Here is a 17,217-nt window from a genome sequence, read left to right as displayed (position 1 = left end):
ATGACGGTACGACCCGGAAGTGACCGCCGATTCGTAGCGTACGGGTGATGCGTGATGATCGTGACTGTTTCTCCGCAGATCGACTTGCCCGCGGATCGACCTCCCCGCAGAACGGCTTGCCCGCAGATCGGTTTCCCCGCGGACCGGCGTCGTCCTGGGCCCGGCCGCCGCGACCGCCTCGTTTCCGCCGCCCCAGCACGAAGGGGGTGCCCGGTGGACACCCCCTTCACGGCACCGCGGTGCCCGTCTACTCCCCGAGCAGGGACCGCACCCGCTCCTGCCCCACCGCCAGCAGCAGCGTGGGCAGGCGCGGGCCCGTGTCACGGCCCACGAGCAGGTGGTACAGCAGGGCGAAGAACGACCGCTGGGCCGTCTTGATCTCCGGGGGCAGCTCCTTGGGCGTGGCGTCCGCCGGGAATCCGGCCTGCACCTTGGGCACGCCGTAGACGAGATGCGTGAGCCCGTCGAGGGACCAGTGCTCGGCGAGCCCGTCGAGGAGCAGCCGCAGCGACTGCCGGGACGGCTCGTCGAGCGACTTCAGCAGCTCGCCGTCGGCCTCCGCGCGCACGATGGTCCGCTGGTCGGCGGGAACCTGCGTGTTGATCCACGCCTCGGCCCTGTCCAGCCGCGGCCGTACCTCGTCGAGGCCGGACAGCGGGTCGGTGGGGTCGAGTTCGCCGAGGATGCGCAGGGTCTGGTCCTCGGCGCCCGCGGTGATGTCGGCGACGGACGCGAGGGTCCGGTACGGCATCGGGCGGGGCGTACGCGGCAGCTCACCGGCGGCGGTCCCCACCGCGCGCGCGTGGGCGGCCACGTCGCCGGGGAGGGCGGACCCGTCCGCGACCTTGGCGTCGAGCTTGTCCCACTCGTCGTAGAGCCGCTGGATCTCCTGGTCGAAGGCGATCTTGAACGACTGGTTGGGCCGGCGACGGGCGTAGAGCCAGCGCAGGAGCTGCGGCTCCATGATCTTCAGCGCGTCGGCGGGGGTCGGCACGCCGCCCTTGGACGACGACATCTTGGCCATACCGCTGATGCCCACGAAGGCGTACATCGGCCCGATGGGCTGCTCGCCGCCGAAGATCCCGACGATCTGGCCGCCGACCTGGAAGCTGGACCCGGGCGAGGAGTGGTCGACCCCGCTCGGCTCGAACACGACACCCTCGTACGCCCAACGCATCGGCCAGTCGACCTTCCAGACCAGCTTGCCGCGGTTGAACTCGTTCAGCGCGACTGTCTCGGAGAAGCCGCAGGCGGTGCAGGTGTAGGTCAGCTCGGTGGTGTCGTCGTCGTAGGCGGTGACGGTGGTGAGGTCCTTGCCGCACTGCCCGCAGTAGGGCTTGTACGGGAAGTACCCCGCGCTGCCGGAGCTTCCGTCGTCCTCGGCGGCGGCGCCGGAGCCCTCGGCGGCCTCCAGCTCGGCCTCGTCCACCGGCTTCTGCGACTGCTGCTTCTTCGCCGGGGCCTTCTTGGTGCGGTACTGGTCGAGGATCGCGTCGATGTCGCCGCGGTGCTTCATGGCGTGCAGGATCTGCTCGCGGTACACACCGGAGGTGTACTGCTCGGTCTGGCTGATCCCGTCGAACTCGACGCCCATCTCGGCGAGCGCGTCGACCATGGCCGCCTTGAAGTGCTCGGACCAGTTCGGGTGTGCGGAGCCCCGGGGGGCGGGGACGGAGGTGAGCGGCTTGCCGATGTGCTCGGCCCAGGTGCCGTCGACACCGTCGACGCCGTTCGGGACCTTGCGGTAGCGGTCGTAGTCGTCCCAGGAGATGAGGTGCCGGACCTGGTGCCCGCGGCGGCGGATCTCGTCGGCGACGAGGTGCGGGGTCATGACCTCGCGGAGGTTGCCGAGGTGGATCGGGCCGGAGGGGGAGAGTCCGGACGCGACGACGACCGGTTTGCCCGGGGCCCGACGCTCCGACTCCTCGATGACCTCATCCGCGAAACGGGAGACCCAGTCGGTGGTCTCGGTGCTCTGAGCCACGATCGGCACGTCCTCTTTTTCCGAAGGTTGTCCATGGCCGCCCGGTACGGTCCCCGGCCGACGGCCCCATCCTCCCAGCCTTTCACTTCGTGGGTCGAACCGGGCGCCCAATAAACCGGGGGTGCCGGTTCGTGGGCGGGTGCGGGTGAGTGGGGGCTGGTCGCGCGGTTCCCCGCAGCCCCTGAAAACAGCGGCTGCGCCCCGTGCTTCTCAGGCCCGCAGCCCGTCGCTCTTCAGGCCCGCAGGGCCTGGGCTTTCAGGGGGTGCGGGGAGCCGCCCGAGAAGCCCCACCGGACCCGCACCCGCCCACGAACCAGAACCCCCCACCCCCCACCGCGCCACAGAAAAACCCCTTTGCCCACCGTGGGATACTGAACGACATCCACCCGTACCCCGAGGAGAACGGCTCCCCCTGATGGCTTCGGTCACGTCCCTCACCGCCTCCGTCCACCAGCGCCTCGCAACCGCCCTCTCGGCCACCCTGCCGACCGCGGACGCGGACCCGCTGCTGCGACGCAGCGACCGGGCGGACTACCAGGCGAACGGGATCCTCGCGCTGGCCAAGAAGGCGAAGGCCAACCCCAGGGAGCTGGCGGCCCAGGTCGTCGCCCGGGTCGAGTCCGGCGAGCTGATCGGCGAGATCGAGGTCTCCGGCCCCGGCTTCCTCAACATCACCCTCACCGACGGCGCGATCACGGAGAACCTCGCCGCGCGGTACGCGGACGACACCGGCCGTCTCGGCGTCCCCACGGCGGAGCACCCCGGCACGACGGTCATCGACTACGCCCAGCCGAACGTGGCGAAGGAGATGCACGTCGGCCACCTCCGCTCCGCCGTGATCGGTGACGCGGTCGTCCAGATCCTGGAGTTCACCGGCGAGAACGTGGTCCGCAGGCACCACATCGGCGACTGGGGCACCCAGTTCGGCATGCTCATCCAGTACCTGGACGAGCACCCGCACGAGCTGGACCACAAGGACGCCCAGGTGAGCGGCGAGGAGGCGATGTCGAACCTCGACCGCCTCTACAAGGCCGCCCGCAAGCTGTTCGACTCCGACGAGGAGTTCAAGACCCGGGCCCGCCGCAGGGTGGTCGACCTCCAGGCGGGCGACCCGCACACCCTCGCCACCTGGCAGAAGTTCGTCGACGAGTCGAAGATCTACTTCTTCTCCGTCTTCGAGAAGCTGGACATGGAGGTCCGGGACGCGGACATCGTCGGCGAGTCGGGTTACAACGACATGCTGGACGAGACCTGCCGCCTCCTGGAGGACTCGGGGGTCGCGGAACGCTCGGAGGGCGCGCTCTGTGTCTTCTTCGACGACATCAAGGGCCCGGACGGCAACCGGGTGCCCCTGATCGTCAAGAAGTCCGACGGCGGCTACGGCTACGCGGCGACCGACCTCTCCGCGATCAGGGACCGTGTCTTCCACCTCAAGGCGAACTCCCTCCTGTACGTCGTGGACGCGCGCCAGTCCCTGCACTTCAAGATGGTCTTCGAGACCGCGCGCAGGGCGGGCTGGCTGAACGACGACGACGTCAAGGCGTTCCAGCTCGCGTTCGGCACGGTCCTCGGCAAGGACGGCAAGCCGTTCAAGACCCGTGAGGGCGAGACGATCCGCCTGGTCGACCTGCTCGACGAGGCGATCGACCGCGCGACGGCGGTGGTCCGGGAGAAGGCCGAGAAGGTGGGCCTGACCGAGGACGAGATCGTCGAGAACGGCCGGTACGTCGGCATCGGCGCGGTGAAGTACGCCGACCTGTCGACCTCCGCCGTACGGGACTACAAGTTCGACCTGGACCAGATGGTCTCGCTGAACGGCGACACCTCCGTCTACCTCCAGTACGCGTACGCCCGTATCCAGTCGATCCTCCGCAAGGCGGGCGAGGCCCGCCCGGCCGCCCACCCGGAGCTGGGACTGGCCCCGGCGGAGCGCGCGCTGGGGCTGCACCTGGACCAGTTCGGCGAGACGGTGGCCGAGGTCGCGGAGTCGTACGAGCCGCACAAGCTGGCCGCGTACCTCTTCAAGCTGGCGACCCTGCTGACCTCGTTCTACGACCAGTGCCCGGTCCTGAAGGCCGAGACGCAGGCGCAGGTCGAGAACCGTCTGTTCCTGGTCGACCTGACGGCCCGCACCCTGCACCGGGGCATGGCCCTGCTGGGCATCAGGACCCCCGACAAGCTCTGAGCGCCCACGGCGAACGGACTGCCGCGGCCCGGCCGATCGTGCTCAGGCGCGACCGGCCGGGCCGCTGTCAGTGCCTGCCCCTACAGTCGCTCGCATGGCGACCCTTCCCAACCCGCTGCCCCAGCTGGCGGCCGACCCGAGCGGGCGTGTGCTCGGGCTCGAACTTCCGCTTCCGCAGGGGCGGCTGATCGACGCGACGGACGAAGGTCCGTGGCACGAACCGCTGCTGTGGTGCGCGGACGAGCCGGCCGCACCCGGCGCCTGGGCCGCGGTCCGGCCCGTACGCCGTACGGCCGGTCTGCTCCCGGTGCTCCTGGACGTCGGCGGCAGCCGGGGCGGGCCGCAGGAGTGGGAGCTGATGCCCGGCGAGACGTCCTATCCCGGCGACCACGACGCCGACGAGGTGCTGGCCGAGTTCTGGGACGAGTGCGCCGGCACCGAGGACCCCGACTGGCCCGGCCTCACCGAAGCCCCGGCCCCGGTCCAGCCCCCGGGTGACCCCGATACCCTCGCCGCCGCCACCGCCGACGCCCTCGTCCAGGACCCCTCCCGGCTGAAGGAACCCCGCCTCGCCCTGGTGCCCGCCCGTCGCAGCGCCGACATCCCGGCGGCGATCGGCTGGACCGGCCCGGTCAACCACGAGAACGACGTGGCGAGGCTCTGCGCGGTCCTGCGCTCCTGGGAGGACCGCTTCGGGATACGCGTCGTCGCCCTCACCTTCGACCAGCTCGTCGTCTCCGTCGCCGCCCCGCCCACCACCGGGGCCGAGGCCGAGGCCCTGGCCGTCGAACACTTCGCCTTCTGCCCCGACAACATCTGGCAGGGCACGACCGACGGCACCCGCGCTTCCTACGCCCGCACCCTGCTCGGCGCACCTCTCTGGTCCTTCTGGTGGGACTGACGTAGCGGCCTTCACCCCCGCAACCCCGCCCCCAGCCTGCGCAGCCCCTCCCGGATCTCCTCCGGCGTCTGCGTCACGAAGCAGAGCCGCAGGGTCGACCGGTCCGGTTCACCGGCGTAGAAGGGCGCGCCGGGCACGTACGCCACGTCCTGCTCGACGACGCGCGGCAGCAGGGCGCCGGTGTCGTAGGAGGAGGGCAGGCGGGCCCAGAGGAACATGCCGCCCTCGGGACGGTTCCAGGCGGAGCCCTCCGGGAGTGCGTCGGCGAGGCCGTCGAGCATGGCGTCGCGGCGCTCCCGGTAGGCATCGGCGACCCGGGCGACATGGGCGTCCAGGTCGCGGTCGGCGAGATAGCGGGCGGCGGCGAGCTGGTTGACGGTCGGGGTGTGCAGGTCGGCCGCCTGCTTGGCGACCGCGCACGCCCGGCGCAGCCCCGCGGGCGCGCGCAGCCAGCCCAGCCGCATTCCGGGGGCCATCACCTTGGAGAAGGAGCCCAGCAGCGCGGTGCGGTCCTCGGCCCCCGGGTACGAGGCGATCCACGGCACCCGGCCGCCCTCGAAGCGGAGTTCGCCGTACGGGTCGTCCTCGACGATCCACAGCCCGCGCCGGGCGGCGACGGAGGCGACGGCCGCCCGTCGCTCGGCGGGGAGGGTGCGCCCGGTCGGGTTCTGGAAGGTGGGCACGGTGTAGAAGAGCTTGGGGCGCAGCCGCGCCACCAGGTCCTCCAGCGCCGCCGGGTCCACCCCGTGCCCGTCGCCGGGCACGGCCACCACCCGGGCCCCGGCGAACCGGAACGCCTGGAGCGCCGCCAGATAGCAGGGGTCCTCGACCAGGACGACGTCGCCGGGCTCCAGCAGCGCGGTGGCGAGCAGCGACAGCGCCTGCTGCGATCCGGTGGTGACGAGCACCTCGTCCGCGCCGGTCGGCAGTGCGCGCGCCCCGTACCGTGCCGCGAGCGCCGCCCGGAGCACCGGTTCGCCCTCGGTCGTCGCGTACTGCAGGGCGCGACCCGCCGACTCGGCGAGCACATCGCGGTAGGCGGCCGCTATCCCCTCGGCGTCGAACAGCTCCGGGGCGGGCAACCCACCCGCGAAGTTGACGACTTCGGGACGCGAGGTGACGGCGAGGATGTCCCGAACGGGGGAACCCCCGACCGCCGCGACCCGCTCTGCGAAGCCGGGCACGGCCGCCCCGCCACCACCCTCGGCCGGATCCCCCGGAGCGTCCCCGCCCTCCGTCCGGGCGACAAACCCCACGTCACGCGCGGCCCGCACAGCTTCCACGGCACTCATCCCACGGCTCCTTCACCACTCGCGGACGGCCCGATCCCGCCCCTGCCCGCACCCTAGACAGATGCGTGCCCCCTACACCCACCATTTCCGGCATGCGGACCGTGCTCCGGACCCCCTAGGCTGCGCCCATGCTGCCCAGCGTGGACACGAACGACGAGTTGCAAGAAGTCGTCGGTGACGAGGCGCTGCTGCGACCGGCTGCCCAGGATCTCTGTGCTCAGCTCGGTCTCGCAGGCGCGCGAATCGTACGTTTCCCCGAGGGCTCGCTGCCGGTGTACGCCGTCGGCGATGCCCTCGTCCTCAAGCTCTATCCGGGTTTCGAAGCGACGGAAGCCGTCCGCGAGGCCCGCCTGCTGTCGATACTGTGGGGCAAACTCCCCATCCCCACCCCCCGGTTGCACTCGGCCGACCAGTACAAGAACGGCTGGCGCTATGTGCTGATGTCCCGGCTGCCCGGTGAGGATCTCAGCAAGGCGTGGCCCCGGATCCCCCGGCCCGACCAGGAACGTGTCGTCGTCGAGGCCGCCGAGGGCCTCGCCGCCCTGCACGCCCTGGACGCCACCCCGGTCGTCCCCCTGACCGGGCCGCCGGACTGGGGCAGGTTCCTCGCCGCACAGCGCTCGACGGCGGTCGAACAGCAGGAGATCAGCGGCCTGTCGGGCCCCTGGCTGGAACAGATCCCGGACTTCCTGCGCTCCGTGCCCCTGACCACCACGCGCCGCCCGGTGCTGCTGCACACCGAGTACATGCGCGAGCACCTCACCGTCGACCCGCACGACGGCTGGCGCCTCACCGGCCTCTTCGACTTCGAGCCGGCCATGGTCGGCGACCCCGCCTACGACTTCGTCAGCGTCGGCCTGCTCCTGACCCGCGCCGACCCCGCCCTGCTGAAGCTCTTCTACGAGGCGTACGGCCGACAGCCGTTCGACCCGCGCGAGTTGATGGCCTACACCCTGCTGCACGTCTACAGCGACCTGGACTGGTACCTGCGCATTCTGCCCGCTCCACCGCGGCAGGACTTCGAGTCACTGGCGCAGACGTGGTTCGGCACCGGGGGGTGAGGACGCCTGGGGTGAGGGCGACGGGGGTGGCGCCCCCAGGGTGAGGGCGCCGGGGGGAAGGCGCCCCCCGGGGCGAGGCCACCTGCCGTGCTACTCCTTGCGCCCCGTCGCCACGTACACGTTGATGTCCGCGTCGGTCACGTCGTTGATGTCCCGGTGCCGGACCTTCTCGATGTCGTCCATCGCGGCCAGCACATGCGGCTCCACCGCCGCCGGCGTCGGGGCGCCGTCCTCGAACCGCCAGTGGTGCGCCGGCACCACCCCGGGCTCGTCCACCACGAGACCGCTCTGCTCGAAGAAGCGCGCGACCTCGTCCCTGGACCGCAGCACGAAGGTGAACCCGCGCTCGGTGTAGGTCTTCTGGACGGCCCGGATGCTCGCCGGGTTGAGGTCCTCGGTCAGATGGCTGAGGATCAGCCGGCTCCCGGCGGGCAGCGCGTCCACCAGCTCCCGCACGACCGGGTACGCCTCGTCGTCCGCCACGAAGTGCAGGATCGCCACCAGGCACAGCGCGATCGGCCGGTCGAAGTCGAGGGTCTTCGCGGCGGTTTCCAGGATTCCCGCCGGTGACCTCAGGTCGGCGTCGATGTAGTCGGTGACGCCCTCGGGCCCGCTCGTCAGCAGGGCGCGCGCGTGAGCGAGCACCACCGGGTCGTTGTCGACGTACACGACCCGGGAGCCGGGGGCGAGCCCCTGGGCGATCTGATGGACGTTCTCGCCGGTCGGCAGCCCCGTGCCGATGTCGAGGAACTGCCGGATGCCCTCGTCCGCGGTGAGCGAGGTCACCGCGCGGCGCATGAAGTCCCGGTTGTGGCGGACGTCGAGGTAGCCACGCGGATTGGCCGCCAGCGCGGCGGCGGCGGCATCCCGGTCCACCGGGTAGTTGTCCTTGCCGCCGAGGAAGACGTCGTAGACCCGTGCCGGGTGCGCCTTGGTCGTGTCGATCCTTCTCCGCAGCTCGGCGGGATCCTGACTGAGCGCGTCACCGGCCATGTGGCTCTCCCTGGGGGTCGGGGCATTGAATGACCAACAACCTAACCCTCACCACGAGTTGGCGCCGCCCGGAAACGGAAGCCCGCCCACCGCCACGGGGAACCGGTGGCCCTAGCTCCCCGCGTCCTCGCCCAGCGTCGTCCCCTCCTCGACCCACTTCGGTCCGCCGAGCGGGTACTCGTACGCCGGGCGCCCGTTGTTGCCGCTCGTGCGGAACGGCCCGCCGTCGTCGTCGAGGATCAGCGTGCCGCTGCGGGAGCCGCTGGTCCACTTCAGCTCCAGGTACCAACTGACGTAGTACGCCGAGGCGTCGGCGGTGATGTAGTAGGTCTCCGGGTCGGACTCGCTGACGGAGTACGGGAATTTCCTGGTGCCCGCCTTGGGCTTCACGTCGGGGCGCGCCCCGTCGAGGGCGATCGTGAAGGACCGGGTCGGGACACCGGCCCCGCAGCCGACCCCGGGGTAGCCCATGGCGTAGTCGTTCCAGGCGAGGGGCGACCGCTTGTCGACCGTACGGACCGTGAGGCTCCGTACGACCACGGTCTCCTTGCCGGAGCCCTGCACGGTCAGGGTCAGGAACTGCTGCCCCGAGGACACGGCGTCCACCGCCGAAACCCAGGCCCCCGCGTCCTGCTCCAGCGGCGGCGGCCCCACCTCGGCCGGCGGACGGGTGGTCAGATACCGCTGGGAGCAGGGGCTCTCCCAGGTGTACGGCTCCACCTTCACGGACAGGGGCGCCGAGCGGGAGGCGTCCGCGCCCGCCGCGCCGGAGCCGGAGGGGGTCGTACCGGCCGTGGCCGCGCCGGCCTCGTCGGTGCCCTTCCCGTCCTTCCCGTCCTTCGCGCCCTTCGCGCCCTTCGCGTCCTTGTCACCCGACTCGCTCGCTGAGACGGAGGGCGAGGCACCGGACGGCGCGGACGAGCCCGAGCCGCCTTTCTCCTCCCCCGGGATCTCCCGGTCGCCGACGGACACGTCCCCGGCCCACCGTGCTCCGGTCCCGTCCCCCTCCGCGTCGGGCGGCAGACTCACGGCGAGCGTGACCGCTCCGAGCACGGCGGTCACGGCCAGACCGGCGACGAGCGCGACCCGCGTACGCCGCCGAGCCGGCAGGCGTACTCCCGCTCTCGCGGAACCGCCGCCTCCGACCAGCGTCTGCACAGGGACCGCGCCCTCCTCCGGGACCGTGCCCTCGTCCATGTCCGGCCCCCGCTCGACCTCCGCATCCGGGGCCGTCTCCTCAGGGGCCGTCTCCTCGGGGGCCGCCGCCTGCGAGGCCGCCGTCTGCAGGGCCGCCGTCTGCAGGGCCGCCGCCGCGCCGCCGGAGTCACTCCCCTTGCGCCGCCGGGTCGCGTCCGCGAGCACCCACGTCCGGTGCAGCTCGACCAGCTCGTCCGGGGTCGCCCTGCACAGACGGGCCAGCCGCTCGACGGGGGCGTAGTCCGTCGGTACGGCATCCCCGTTGCAGTACCGGTGGAGCGTGGACGTACTCATGTGGAGCCGCTTGGCGAGCACCCCGTAACTCAGCCCGGATCGCTTCTTCAACTCCCGCAGCAGCTCGGCGAAATCGGCCCCCAGACCGTTCTCGGTACCGCTCCCCGACACGTCTTCCTCCGTCTTCTCATACCCGCACGTCCCGTTCCGCGTTCCAGAGAAGGAACGTTCCCCCAGGTCAGAGTCGGTGCGGGCATTCCAGCGTCCCGGATCGTCCGCCGGCCGTGGCGGCCGGGACGGGTCACCCCACAAGCTGTTGGTCATCCAAGCACGCCGCTCCCGGCACACCGGTCGAGCGGCACGGCTTCGACCACCTGTTCTCAGCCTGCTCAACCAGCTTTGTCCGAAAGGGATTCGTCATGCGCACGTTCCGCACCGCCCGCACCACCCGCTCCACCCGCTCCGCCCGCCCCGCCCGTCTGCTCGCGGCGACCGGCGTGGCCCTCGCCGCCCTCGCTCTGACGGCGTGCGACAACGGCATGGGCACGAGGGTCGAGGGCTCGGTGAACGGCGACACCTCGGCCTCGCGGACCACCGGCGGCTCGGGCTCGGCCACGGGCGGTACGACGACCACGGGCGGCTCGGACGCGTCCACCGGCGGCTCCACGACCGACCAGGCGTCCGCCAGGACGGGCAAGGCCAAGGGCACCGGCACCGGCACCGGCACGGCCACCGGCGGCGACAGCGCCACCTCCACCGACCCCTGGGACCCCGCCAACCGCGTCACCTGCAACGGCTCCAACACCACGGTGACCGCGAAGCCGGTGACCCGCCCGATCAACCACCTGCTGATCACCGTCAAGAACACCGGCTCGAAGTACTGCGACCTCTACTACTACCCGTCGGTGCGGTTCGGCGCGGCCCAGTCCGCCCCGCAGGTGATGGAGGAGTCCCAGCCGCAGGCCGTCGTGACACTGGCCCCCGGTGAGTCCGGCTACGGGGGCGTCCGCCTCTCCTCCGGCGACGGCAGCGGCGGCCCCGGCGCGACGGAGAAGAAGGTCGTCGTCCACTTCCAGGGCCGCAAGCCCGGCAGCGACGCCGGCTCCCCCGCCTCGCCCGCCCTCCCGGCCAAGGGCGTCTACGTCGACAGCTCCGTGGCCGTCACCTACTGGCAGTCGACGGCGGCGGACGCCCTCCAGTACTGAGCGCGGACCACGCCGCACGTACCGGGCCGGACGGAGGGGGAGCGAGCGGAAGGGGGAGCGTACGGGAGGCGGAAGCGAGGGGGTGCCGGATGCTCAGCGCAGCATCCGAGCCGCCTCGACCGCCCAGTACGTGAGGATGTTCCGCGCCCCGGCCCGCTTGATCCCGGTCAGCGTCTCCAGAATCGCCCGCTCCCGGTCGATCCACCCCTTCTCGGCGGCGGCCTCGACCATCGAGTACTCACCGGAGATCTGGTACGCGGCGACCGGCACGTCCACGGCGTCCGCGACCCGCGCGAGGATGTCGAGGTAGGGCCCGGCCGGCTTGACCATCACCATGTCGGCGCCCTCCTCCAGGTCGAGGGCCAGCTCCCGCAGCGACTCCCGCGTGTTCGCCGGATCCTGCTGGTACGTCTTGCGGTCCCCCTTCAGCGAGGAGGCGACCGCCTCCCGGAAGGGGCCGTAGAAGGCCGAGGCGTACTTGGCGGTGTAGGCGAGCACGGCGACGTCCTCGCGCCCGATCTGGTCGAGCGCGTCCCGGACGACCCCGATCTGGCCGTCCATCATCCCGCTGGGCCCGACCACATGGGCACCGGCGTCGGCCTGCACCTGTGCCATCTCGGCGTACCGCTCCAGGGTCGCGTCGTTGTCGACGCGCCCTTCCGCGTCCAGCACCCCGCAGTGACCGTGGTCGGTGGTCTCGTCGAGACAGAGGTCGGACATGACGAGCAGCTCGTCCCCGACCTCGGCCCGCACATCACGGATGGCGACCTGCAGGATCCCGTCGGGATCGGTCCCCGGCGTGCCGAGCCCGTCCTTCTTGTCGTCCTCCGGCACCCCGAACAGCATGATCCCGGAGACCCCGGCCTCGACGGCCTCCACGGCGGCCTTCTTCAGACTGTCCCGCGTGTGCTGCACGACCCCCGGCATCGCCGAGATCGGCACCGGCGCGCTCACGCCCTCCCGCACGAACGCGGGAAGGATGAAGTCCGCGGGATGCAGCCGCGTCTCGGCCACCATGCGCCGCATCACGGGCGTCGTACGAAGCCGGCGGGGCCGCGTACCGGGAAACGATCCGTACTTCGACATACATCTACGCTACGCCCGCCCCACCACCCCCTTTGCCGACGCCCCGTCGGCAGCGCCTCTCCCTTTCCACGCCCCCTGCGTGCCGTCCCCCGTCGAACGGGCCGCCCCTTCCGCTCCCCTCACGACCCGCAACACGGGATCCGGCGCGAACTCACCGAGATCGGACGCGGCGTCCCGCCAGTGCGCCGCCAGTTCCAGCAGCTTCCGCGGGTCGAAGCCGACGGGCGGCTCAGGCGGCACGGACGGATCCGGGTCCTGCCGCGCCACGGCTCCGGTGACCGCCCACGCGCGGTCCCGGCGCTCGCGCTCGGCGCGACAATCACGGCACCAGCTCCCCTCGGGCCTGCGGAAGGCCCGAGGGCAGCCCCCCGCGCAGTCCACCATCCGGCACCACGGGGCAGGTTCGCTCTCTGCGGCCCGCTCCTCGGACGCCCCGGGAGGACGGGCGGCGGCGGTGGCAGCGGTTCCCTGGGCCGCTTTTGTGAACGTAGGAGCCGCGCGTGGGGGCCGGGCGTCCCGGCGGGGCTGAGCTTTGGCCAGAACTGCATGGGATCGCGATCGCAACTTTGGTACAAATGATCGACTGAGTGATCTGCGAGGGCGTCCACGGGGGTAGACGTGAGCGAGGACAGGCCCGTCGTCTCGGCCGAGATACCGGAGTTCACCGGGAATCTGGAGCAGTTGGAGACGGACGCCGGGGACATCGCGTTCGACGGGATGGCGGTCGGTGCCGCGGGTCTGCTGATCGACGCCAACTTCAACCTGCTGCAGCCTTTCTACAAGGCTCCCGAGGCCGACCAGCTCTTCGCGACGACCGCGCCGGTCGCCGCGGCCGGCCATGACCTGCAGACCGAGCTGAGCACGGTCTCCAGGGCGCTGCTCGACTACGCGGCCGAGGTCCGCCCTCTGGTGGACCGCCTCAACTCGCTGCGCGAGGAGGCGGCGGCGTTCGAACGGCGCGTCGCGGACGACGACGACTGGGTCGCGGACGGCGACCTCATCGAGGAGAACACGGGCCGCCGCAACGCGGTGAACGCCGCCTGGTCGGCCTTCCAGGCCGCCGAACTCGCCTGCCACAACAAGATCGTCGCGCTGGTCGGGGGTGAGGCCCTCGTCGTCAACGACGGCTCGAACAAAGAGAACATGTACGGCTACCGCGCGGAGGATCTCAACAACGCCGGCGGGCTGCCGTGGGGCGACCCGGTGGAGGAGTCCAACCCCTGGTACTACATCCACGAACACGCCTGGGACTTCACCGTCGGCTTCGTCGTCGACGGCGTGTGGGGCACCATCAAGGGCCTCGGCACGCTCGTGGGCTTCAACGGCTGGGACGCCGCGGGGCAGGCCTGGGTCGGCCTCGGCAAACTCGCCACCGGCATCCTGATCACGGGAACGCCGCTGGGCGCCGCGTACTGGCTGACCCCGGCCGACAAACTCCCCTCCTGGCTGCGCGACTCCCGCACAGCGGTGGTGGAGACCGGCAAGGCGCTCATCGCGTACGACGAGTGGGGCAAGAACCCCTCCCGGGCGGCGGGAGCGGTGACGTTCAACGTCCTGACGACCGTCTTCACGGGCGGCGCGGGAGGCGCGGCCGCGGCGACCGGCAAAGCGGGAGCCGTGGCCAGGGCCATCTCCTTCGCAGGCAAGGCAGGCCGGATCGTCGACCCGATGACGTACATCGCCAAGGGCATCGGCGGCACGGCGGTGAAGATCGGCGACGTCATGGCGAGCCTGCGCGGTATCACCGACGGCACCCACATCCGCCTCGGCGAAGGCACCTACCGAATAACCGACGCCCCCACCCTGGCGGACGACCTCCCCGCCGGCCTCACCCCCGACAACTCCGTCCGCATGACCACCCCCGAGGGTCAGGTCGTCTACCTCGACACCAAGACCCTGCTCATGCACAACGCCGACGGCACGATACGGGAGTCCCTGGACGACATCCGCCACGAGAACACGGCGGAACAGCGGGCCGGGGAGAGCGCGGGGCGAGAGGAGCGGACGCCGGCGGCGGGCGGACGTGAGCCGGCCGCGGTGGGGGCTGGGGCGCGGGGCGGGGATGCCGCGGCGGTGGGCGGTCGCGGAAGCGACACGGTCACCACGGGCGGCCGTGGGGGTGACGGGCCGGGGGCCTCCGGCGGCCGTGGTGACGATGCGCCAGGGGGCCGGGGTGGCGGTGGTCCGGATGAGGTCGGGCGCACCGGTGACGACGCGGCAAGCGACGGATCGAACGGCGGTCCGCGCTCCGACGGCGACGGTCCTGGTCCGACAGGGCAGACGACGCGACCTGCTTTCATGCGCGAGGGAGCCAATCCCTATGGGCCCAGGGGGTCCCTGTCGTTGGAGCAGATCGAGGAGATTCAGGTCTACCGCGCCAACCATGAACCGGGATACATGGAGCGGTATTACAAGGAGAACGGTTGGCGGAAGAACCTGAAACTCCAGGACGAGAGCGGGTTCACGCCGCCCCAGCTCGCTCGGCTCTCGGAGGACTCACCCTGGATTCAGGCCAAGGACACTCCTGCAGCACCTGAACCGCATTTCCTCGATGACGACTACATAAGCGTGGGCGCGGACACCGTCACAAGCCAGGCCAGGCTTGAGGTTCTCGACGGGGCGGCACGGGAACGTCATTTCGCTGTTCAGTTGGACAACATCGTCAAGGAGTGGCGGGCGGAGACCGGAAAAGCCCACGAAATCCACGGCACGGCTGACTCTGCTGCGGAGTGGGGAGAGGCGCGAGGGGCTTACAAGGAGTCTCACACGGCCATGGGGAAGGCAACCGAGGCGTTCGGTGAGAACGCGGCGGAGCACCACTATATCGCCGAGCGCTACCCGGACTTCGAGAAACAGACCCTGCTCGGTCCGAAGAATGGGAACGACCAGTTCGACCAAGTATGGAAGCACGATGACGGCCGGGTGGTCGTCGTCGAGGCGAAGAGCAGTACGGGAACGGAGCTCGGCGGTCGATCCCTTCCGAACGGAAAGAAGGTTTCCCAGGGAAGCAGGGAGTACTTCTTCGACATTCTCCGGGAAATGAGAAAGCGAGGAGAGATCGACCTCGTGGAGAATCTCAGGGCGGCGCTCAAAGAGGGCAAGCTGGAATATGTGGTCGTCAAGGGGGAGAGGAACTCGGGCGCGTACACTGGCTACCAGTACCGACGGTTCGACATCAGTAGGGGGACCCTTCCGTGACCGTGACTGTTGCCAGGCATGGTGTGGTGATCCCCGATACCGAGCGCTTTGTGGAGCGCCTCGGCGAAGCTGTCGCCCGGGACATCGACGAACTCGAAGAGTCGACGGAGATGATCGACTTCGCGTTCCCCAGTGCCGTCATGGCTCTGCAGGCACGCTGCGTCGACGACCCCGAAGCGGCGGCCGTGGAGACATGGGAAGCCGCGGTGACCGCGATGCAGCTGGGTTCGGCACTGTTCGCGGTGTCGGAGGCGAGCGAGGGGCACGTCGAGTGCCGTATCAACCACAAGACGCGTCGCCTTCCCGCGACCGGCCGGCTGTCCGCCGCCGATGCCGGGAACTGGCTCACGGCTTTCTGGCTGGCTGTCATCTGCCGTGACCAGCAGCGTATGACGCAACTGTGTGAGATTCCGGTGGAGCGGCTGCGTGCGCCGGAGGGGCAGTATGACGAGTACGTCTACCACTGGGTCGACACTCTGCAGACCTACTGGCTGCGGCGTCCGGGGCTGGTGGAGAAGCTGACGGTCACCTTCCAGTCCTCGGACGCCTCGGTTGCCCGGATCGCGCCACGAGATCTGCTCCAGGGCGTCCTCTATCCGCCGATCAATCTCTTCTACAACTTCGTGCGCAGGAACGAGGCGGGCTTCGGTCCTGCCCTGGAGGAAGCGCTGAAACTGCACAGGCTGTACTGGACTCGCGACGAGAGTCGGGAGACGGACATCGACGGCGCTGTAGCCCTCGGCCCTCTTGCCGTCGCGTGCCTCGCGTACGACGGCGGATTCCCCATCGGAATCGAGTCCGGCTATCTGCCCAAGCACCTTCTCCAGCACGACTGGTTGGGCGAGTTTCCCACCTGAGCAGACCCGGTCGGGCAAGGTCCGGGACCCGTGGGACGGCATCCCGTCCCCGTTGTTCCTCCCGGCGTGAGAACCCGACAGGGCGAGTCGGCTAGAGGTTGTCCCGTAACTGGTGGGGCGGCTGGTGCGTTGGCTGGGCATGGGTGGGGTGATCTCAGCGGATGATCCGAAGTGGATCGAGCCGTTCTCCGGGCTGACCGAGTCGCAGTTCACCAGGCTGGTCGCGTTGGTGCGGCGTCGCGGTGGTGACGTTCAGCGCGGCCGTCCCTGGCGGCTGCCGCTGGAGAACCGGGTGTTGCTGGTCGCTACGTACTGGCGCACGAACCTGACGTTGCGGCAGGTGGCCCCGTTGTTCGGGGTCTCGAAGTCTGCGGCCGACCGCATCCTCGATCACTTGGCGCGCTTGCTGGCCATCTCGCCGGCCCGCCGACCGCGCAAAGACACCGTCTACATCGTCGACGGACTCTGGTGCCCACCCGTGATCGCAGCGTGGCCGCGTCCAGTAAGAACTATCGGTACTCGACGAACGTGCAGGTCGTGATCGATGCCAACAGCCGCTTGGTAGTGGCGATCGGCCTGCCGCTGCCCGGCAGCCGCAACGACTGCCGGGCTTTCACGGAGTCCGGCGTCGACCGGGCCTGCCGCGGCGCACCGACCAACGCCGACGGCGGATACCAGGGCACCGGCCTGCTCATCCCGCACCGCAAACGACGAGGTCAGACGCACCTCAGCCTGCAGCAGGAAGCGGAGAATGCCGTCCACCGACGGGCGCGAGCCCGGGTGGAACACGCCCTGTCGCGGTTGAAGAACTGGAAGATCCTGCGGGACTGCCGGCTCAAGGGCAACGGCATTCACCAGGCCATGCTGGGCATCGCCCGGCTCCACAACCTCTCCCTCGCCGGATAACTCACACCTCATACGGGACAACCTCTAGATGATTAGTTCCGATGTGGCTCAGTGGTCGTAGGCGGTCAGGGACCTGGTGATGGGTGCGCCGATGGTGCGGTTGTGCCAGATCGCGCAG

General features: G+C 70.5%; 11 protein-coding genes and 1 pseudogene. 7 read left to right on the top strand and 5 right to left on the bottom strand.

Annotated features, from left to right (window positions below; translation table 11 throughout):
• Positions 1–247: 247 nt before the first annotated feature.
• Positions 248–1,993 (bottom strand): lysine--tRNA ligase, encoded by a 1,746-nt coding sequence (gene lysS, locus ACZ6BB_RS35650; RefSeq protein ID WP_471619275.1) that lies wholly within the window; start codon positions 1,991–1,993, stop codon positions 248–250.
• Positions 1,994–2,399: 406 nt separating this feature from the next.
• Between lysS and argS the strand changes: the two genes are divergently transcribed.
• The gene (argS, locus tag ACZ6BB_RS35645; RefSeq protein WP_471619274.1) at positions 2,400–4,169 is read left to right on the top strand and encodes an arginine--tRNA ligase; all 1,770 of its coding nucleotides are present in this window, start codon (positions 2,400–2,402) and stop codon (positions 4,167–4,169) included.
• 94 nt (positions 4,170–4,263) lie between these two features.
• Entirely contained in the window at positions 4,264–5,070 is an 807-nt protein-coding gene (locus ACZ6BB_RS35640) for a DUF4253 domain-containing protein (RefSeq protein ID WP_471619273.1), read from the top strand.
• A gap of 11 nt (positions 5,071–5,081) precedes the next feature.
• On the opposite strand, the gene ACZ6BB_RS35635 is transcribed toward ACZ6BB_RS35640, so the two are convergent.
• Positions 5,082–6,362 carry an aminotransferase-like domain-containing protein gene (locus ACZ6BB_RS35635; protein ID WP_471619272.1) on the bottom strand — a complete coding sequence of 427 codons (1,281 nt, stop codon included), beginning with the start codon at positions 6,360–6,362 and terminating at the stop codon, positions 5,082–5,084.
• Between the two features lie 128 nt (positions 6,363–6,490).
• Between ACZ6BB_RS35635 and ACZ6BB_RS35630 the strand changes: the two genes are divergently transcribed.
• Positions 6,491–7,423, top strand: coding sequence for a phosphotransferase family protein (locus ACZ6BB_RS35630; RefSeq protein ID WP_471619271.1), 933 nt, complete (start codon positions 6,491–6,493; stop codon positions 7,421–7,423).
• A 90-nt stretch (positions 7,424–7,513) separates the two neighbouring features.
• On the opposite strand, the gene ACZ6BB_RS35625 is transcribed toward ACZ6BB_RS35630, so the two are convergent.
• Together ACZ6BB_RS35625 and ACZ6BB_RS35620 are read right to left on the bottom strand one after the other, a co-directional pair.
• Positions 7,514–8,416: an SAM-dependent methyltransferase gene (locus tag ACZ6BB_RS35625; RefSeq protein WP_471619270.1), complete on the bottom strand. Its 903-nt coding sequence runs from the start codon at positions 8,414–8,416 to the stop codon at positions 7,514–7,516.
• Positions 8,417–8,527: 111 nt separating this feature from the next.
• The gene (locus ACZ6BB_RS35620; RefSeq protein WP_471619269.1) at positions 8,528–10,018 is read right to left on the bottom strand and encodes a helix-turn-helix domain-containing protein; all 1,491 of its coding nucleotides are present in this window, start codon (positions 10,016–10,018) and stop codon (positions 8,528–8,530) included.
• 248 nt (positions 10,019–10,266) lie between these two features.
• Between ACZ6BB_RS35620 and ACZ6BB_RS35615 the strand changes: the two genes are divergently transcribed.
• Positions 10,267–11,052 (top strand): DUF4232 domain-containing protein, encoded by a 786-nt coding sequence (locus ACZ6BB_RS35615; RefSeq protein WP_471619268.1) that lies wholly within the window; start codon positions 10,267–10,269, stop codon positions 11,050–11,052.
• A gap of 93 nt (positions 11,053–11,145) precedes the next feature.
• Here the strand turns inward: ACZ6BB_RS35615 and hemB are convergent, their stop codons facing one another.
• Positions 11,146–12,138 carry a porphobilinogen synthase gene (hemB, locus tag ACZ6BB_RS35610; RefSeq protein WP_471619267.1) on the bottom strand — a complete coding sequence of 331 codons (993 nt, stop codon included), beginning with the start codon at positions 12,136–12,138 and terminating at the stop codon, positions 11,146–11,148.
• Positions 12,139–12,756: 618 nt separating this feature from the next.
• Here hemB and ACZ6BB_RS35605 point away from each other — a divergent pair.
• From ACZ6BB_RS35605 to ACZ6BB_RS35595, 3 genes and pseudogenes are all read left to right on the top strand, one after another.
• On the top strand, positions 12,757–15,336 hold the full coding sequence (locus ACZ6BB_RS35605; RefSeq protein ID WP_471619266.1) for a hypothetical protein: 2,580 nt from the start codon (positions 12,757–12,759) through the stop codon (positions 15,334–15,336).
• Entirely contained in the window at positions 15,333–16,193 is an 861-nt protein-coding gene (locus ACZ6BB_RS35600) for an immunity 49 family protein (protein WP_471619265.1), read from the top strand. The genes ACZ6BB_RS35605 and ACZ6BB_RS35600 overlap by 4 nt, the downstream gene beginning before the upstream one ends.
• A 139-nt stretch (positions 16,194–16,332) precedes the next feature.
• Positions 16,333–17,099, top strand: a pseudogene (locus ACZ6BB_RS35595) (transposase).
• The last annotated feature ends 118 nt before the right edge of the window (positions 17,100–17,217 follow it).

It is taken from the genome of Streptomyces sp. NPDC041108, assembly GCF_055592645.1.
Note: the sequence above shows the minus strand (reverse complement) of the source record. Positions and strands in the feature narration are given on the sequence as shown.

Bases quoted from the DNA above. Each gene is read 5' to 3' on its own strand.
- argS (WP_471619274.1), top strand. From the start codon at position 2,400: ATGGCTTCGGTCACGTCCCTCACCGCCTCCGTCCACCAGCGCCTCGCA.
- ACZ6BB_RS35640 (WP_471619273.1), top strand. From the start codon at position 4,264: ATGGCGACCCTTCCCAACCCGCTGCCCCAGCTGGCGGCCGACCCGAGC.
- ACZ6BB_RS35635 (WP_471619272.1), bottom strand. From the start codon at position 6,362: ATGAGTGCCGTGGAAGCTGTGCGGGCCGCGCGTGACGTGGGGTTTGTC.
- ACZ6BB_RS35630 (WP_471619271.1), top strand. From the start codon at position 6,491: ATGCTGCCCAGCGTGGACACGAACGACGAGTTGCAAGAAGTCGTCGGT.
- ACZ6BB_RS35625 (WP_471619270.1), bottom strand. From the start codon at position 8,416: ATGGCCGGTGACGCGCTCAGTCAGGATCCCGCCGAGCTGCGGAGAAGG.
- ACZ6BB_RS35615 (WP_471619268.1), top strand. From the start codon at position 10,267: ATGCGCACGTTCCGCACCGCCCGCACCACCCGCTCCACCCGCTCCGCC.
- hemB (WP_471619267.1), bottom strand. From the start codon at position 12,138: ATGTCGAAGTACGGATCGTTTCCCGGTACGCGGCCCCGCCGGCTTCGT.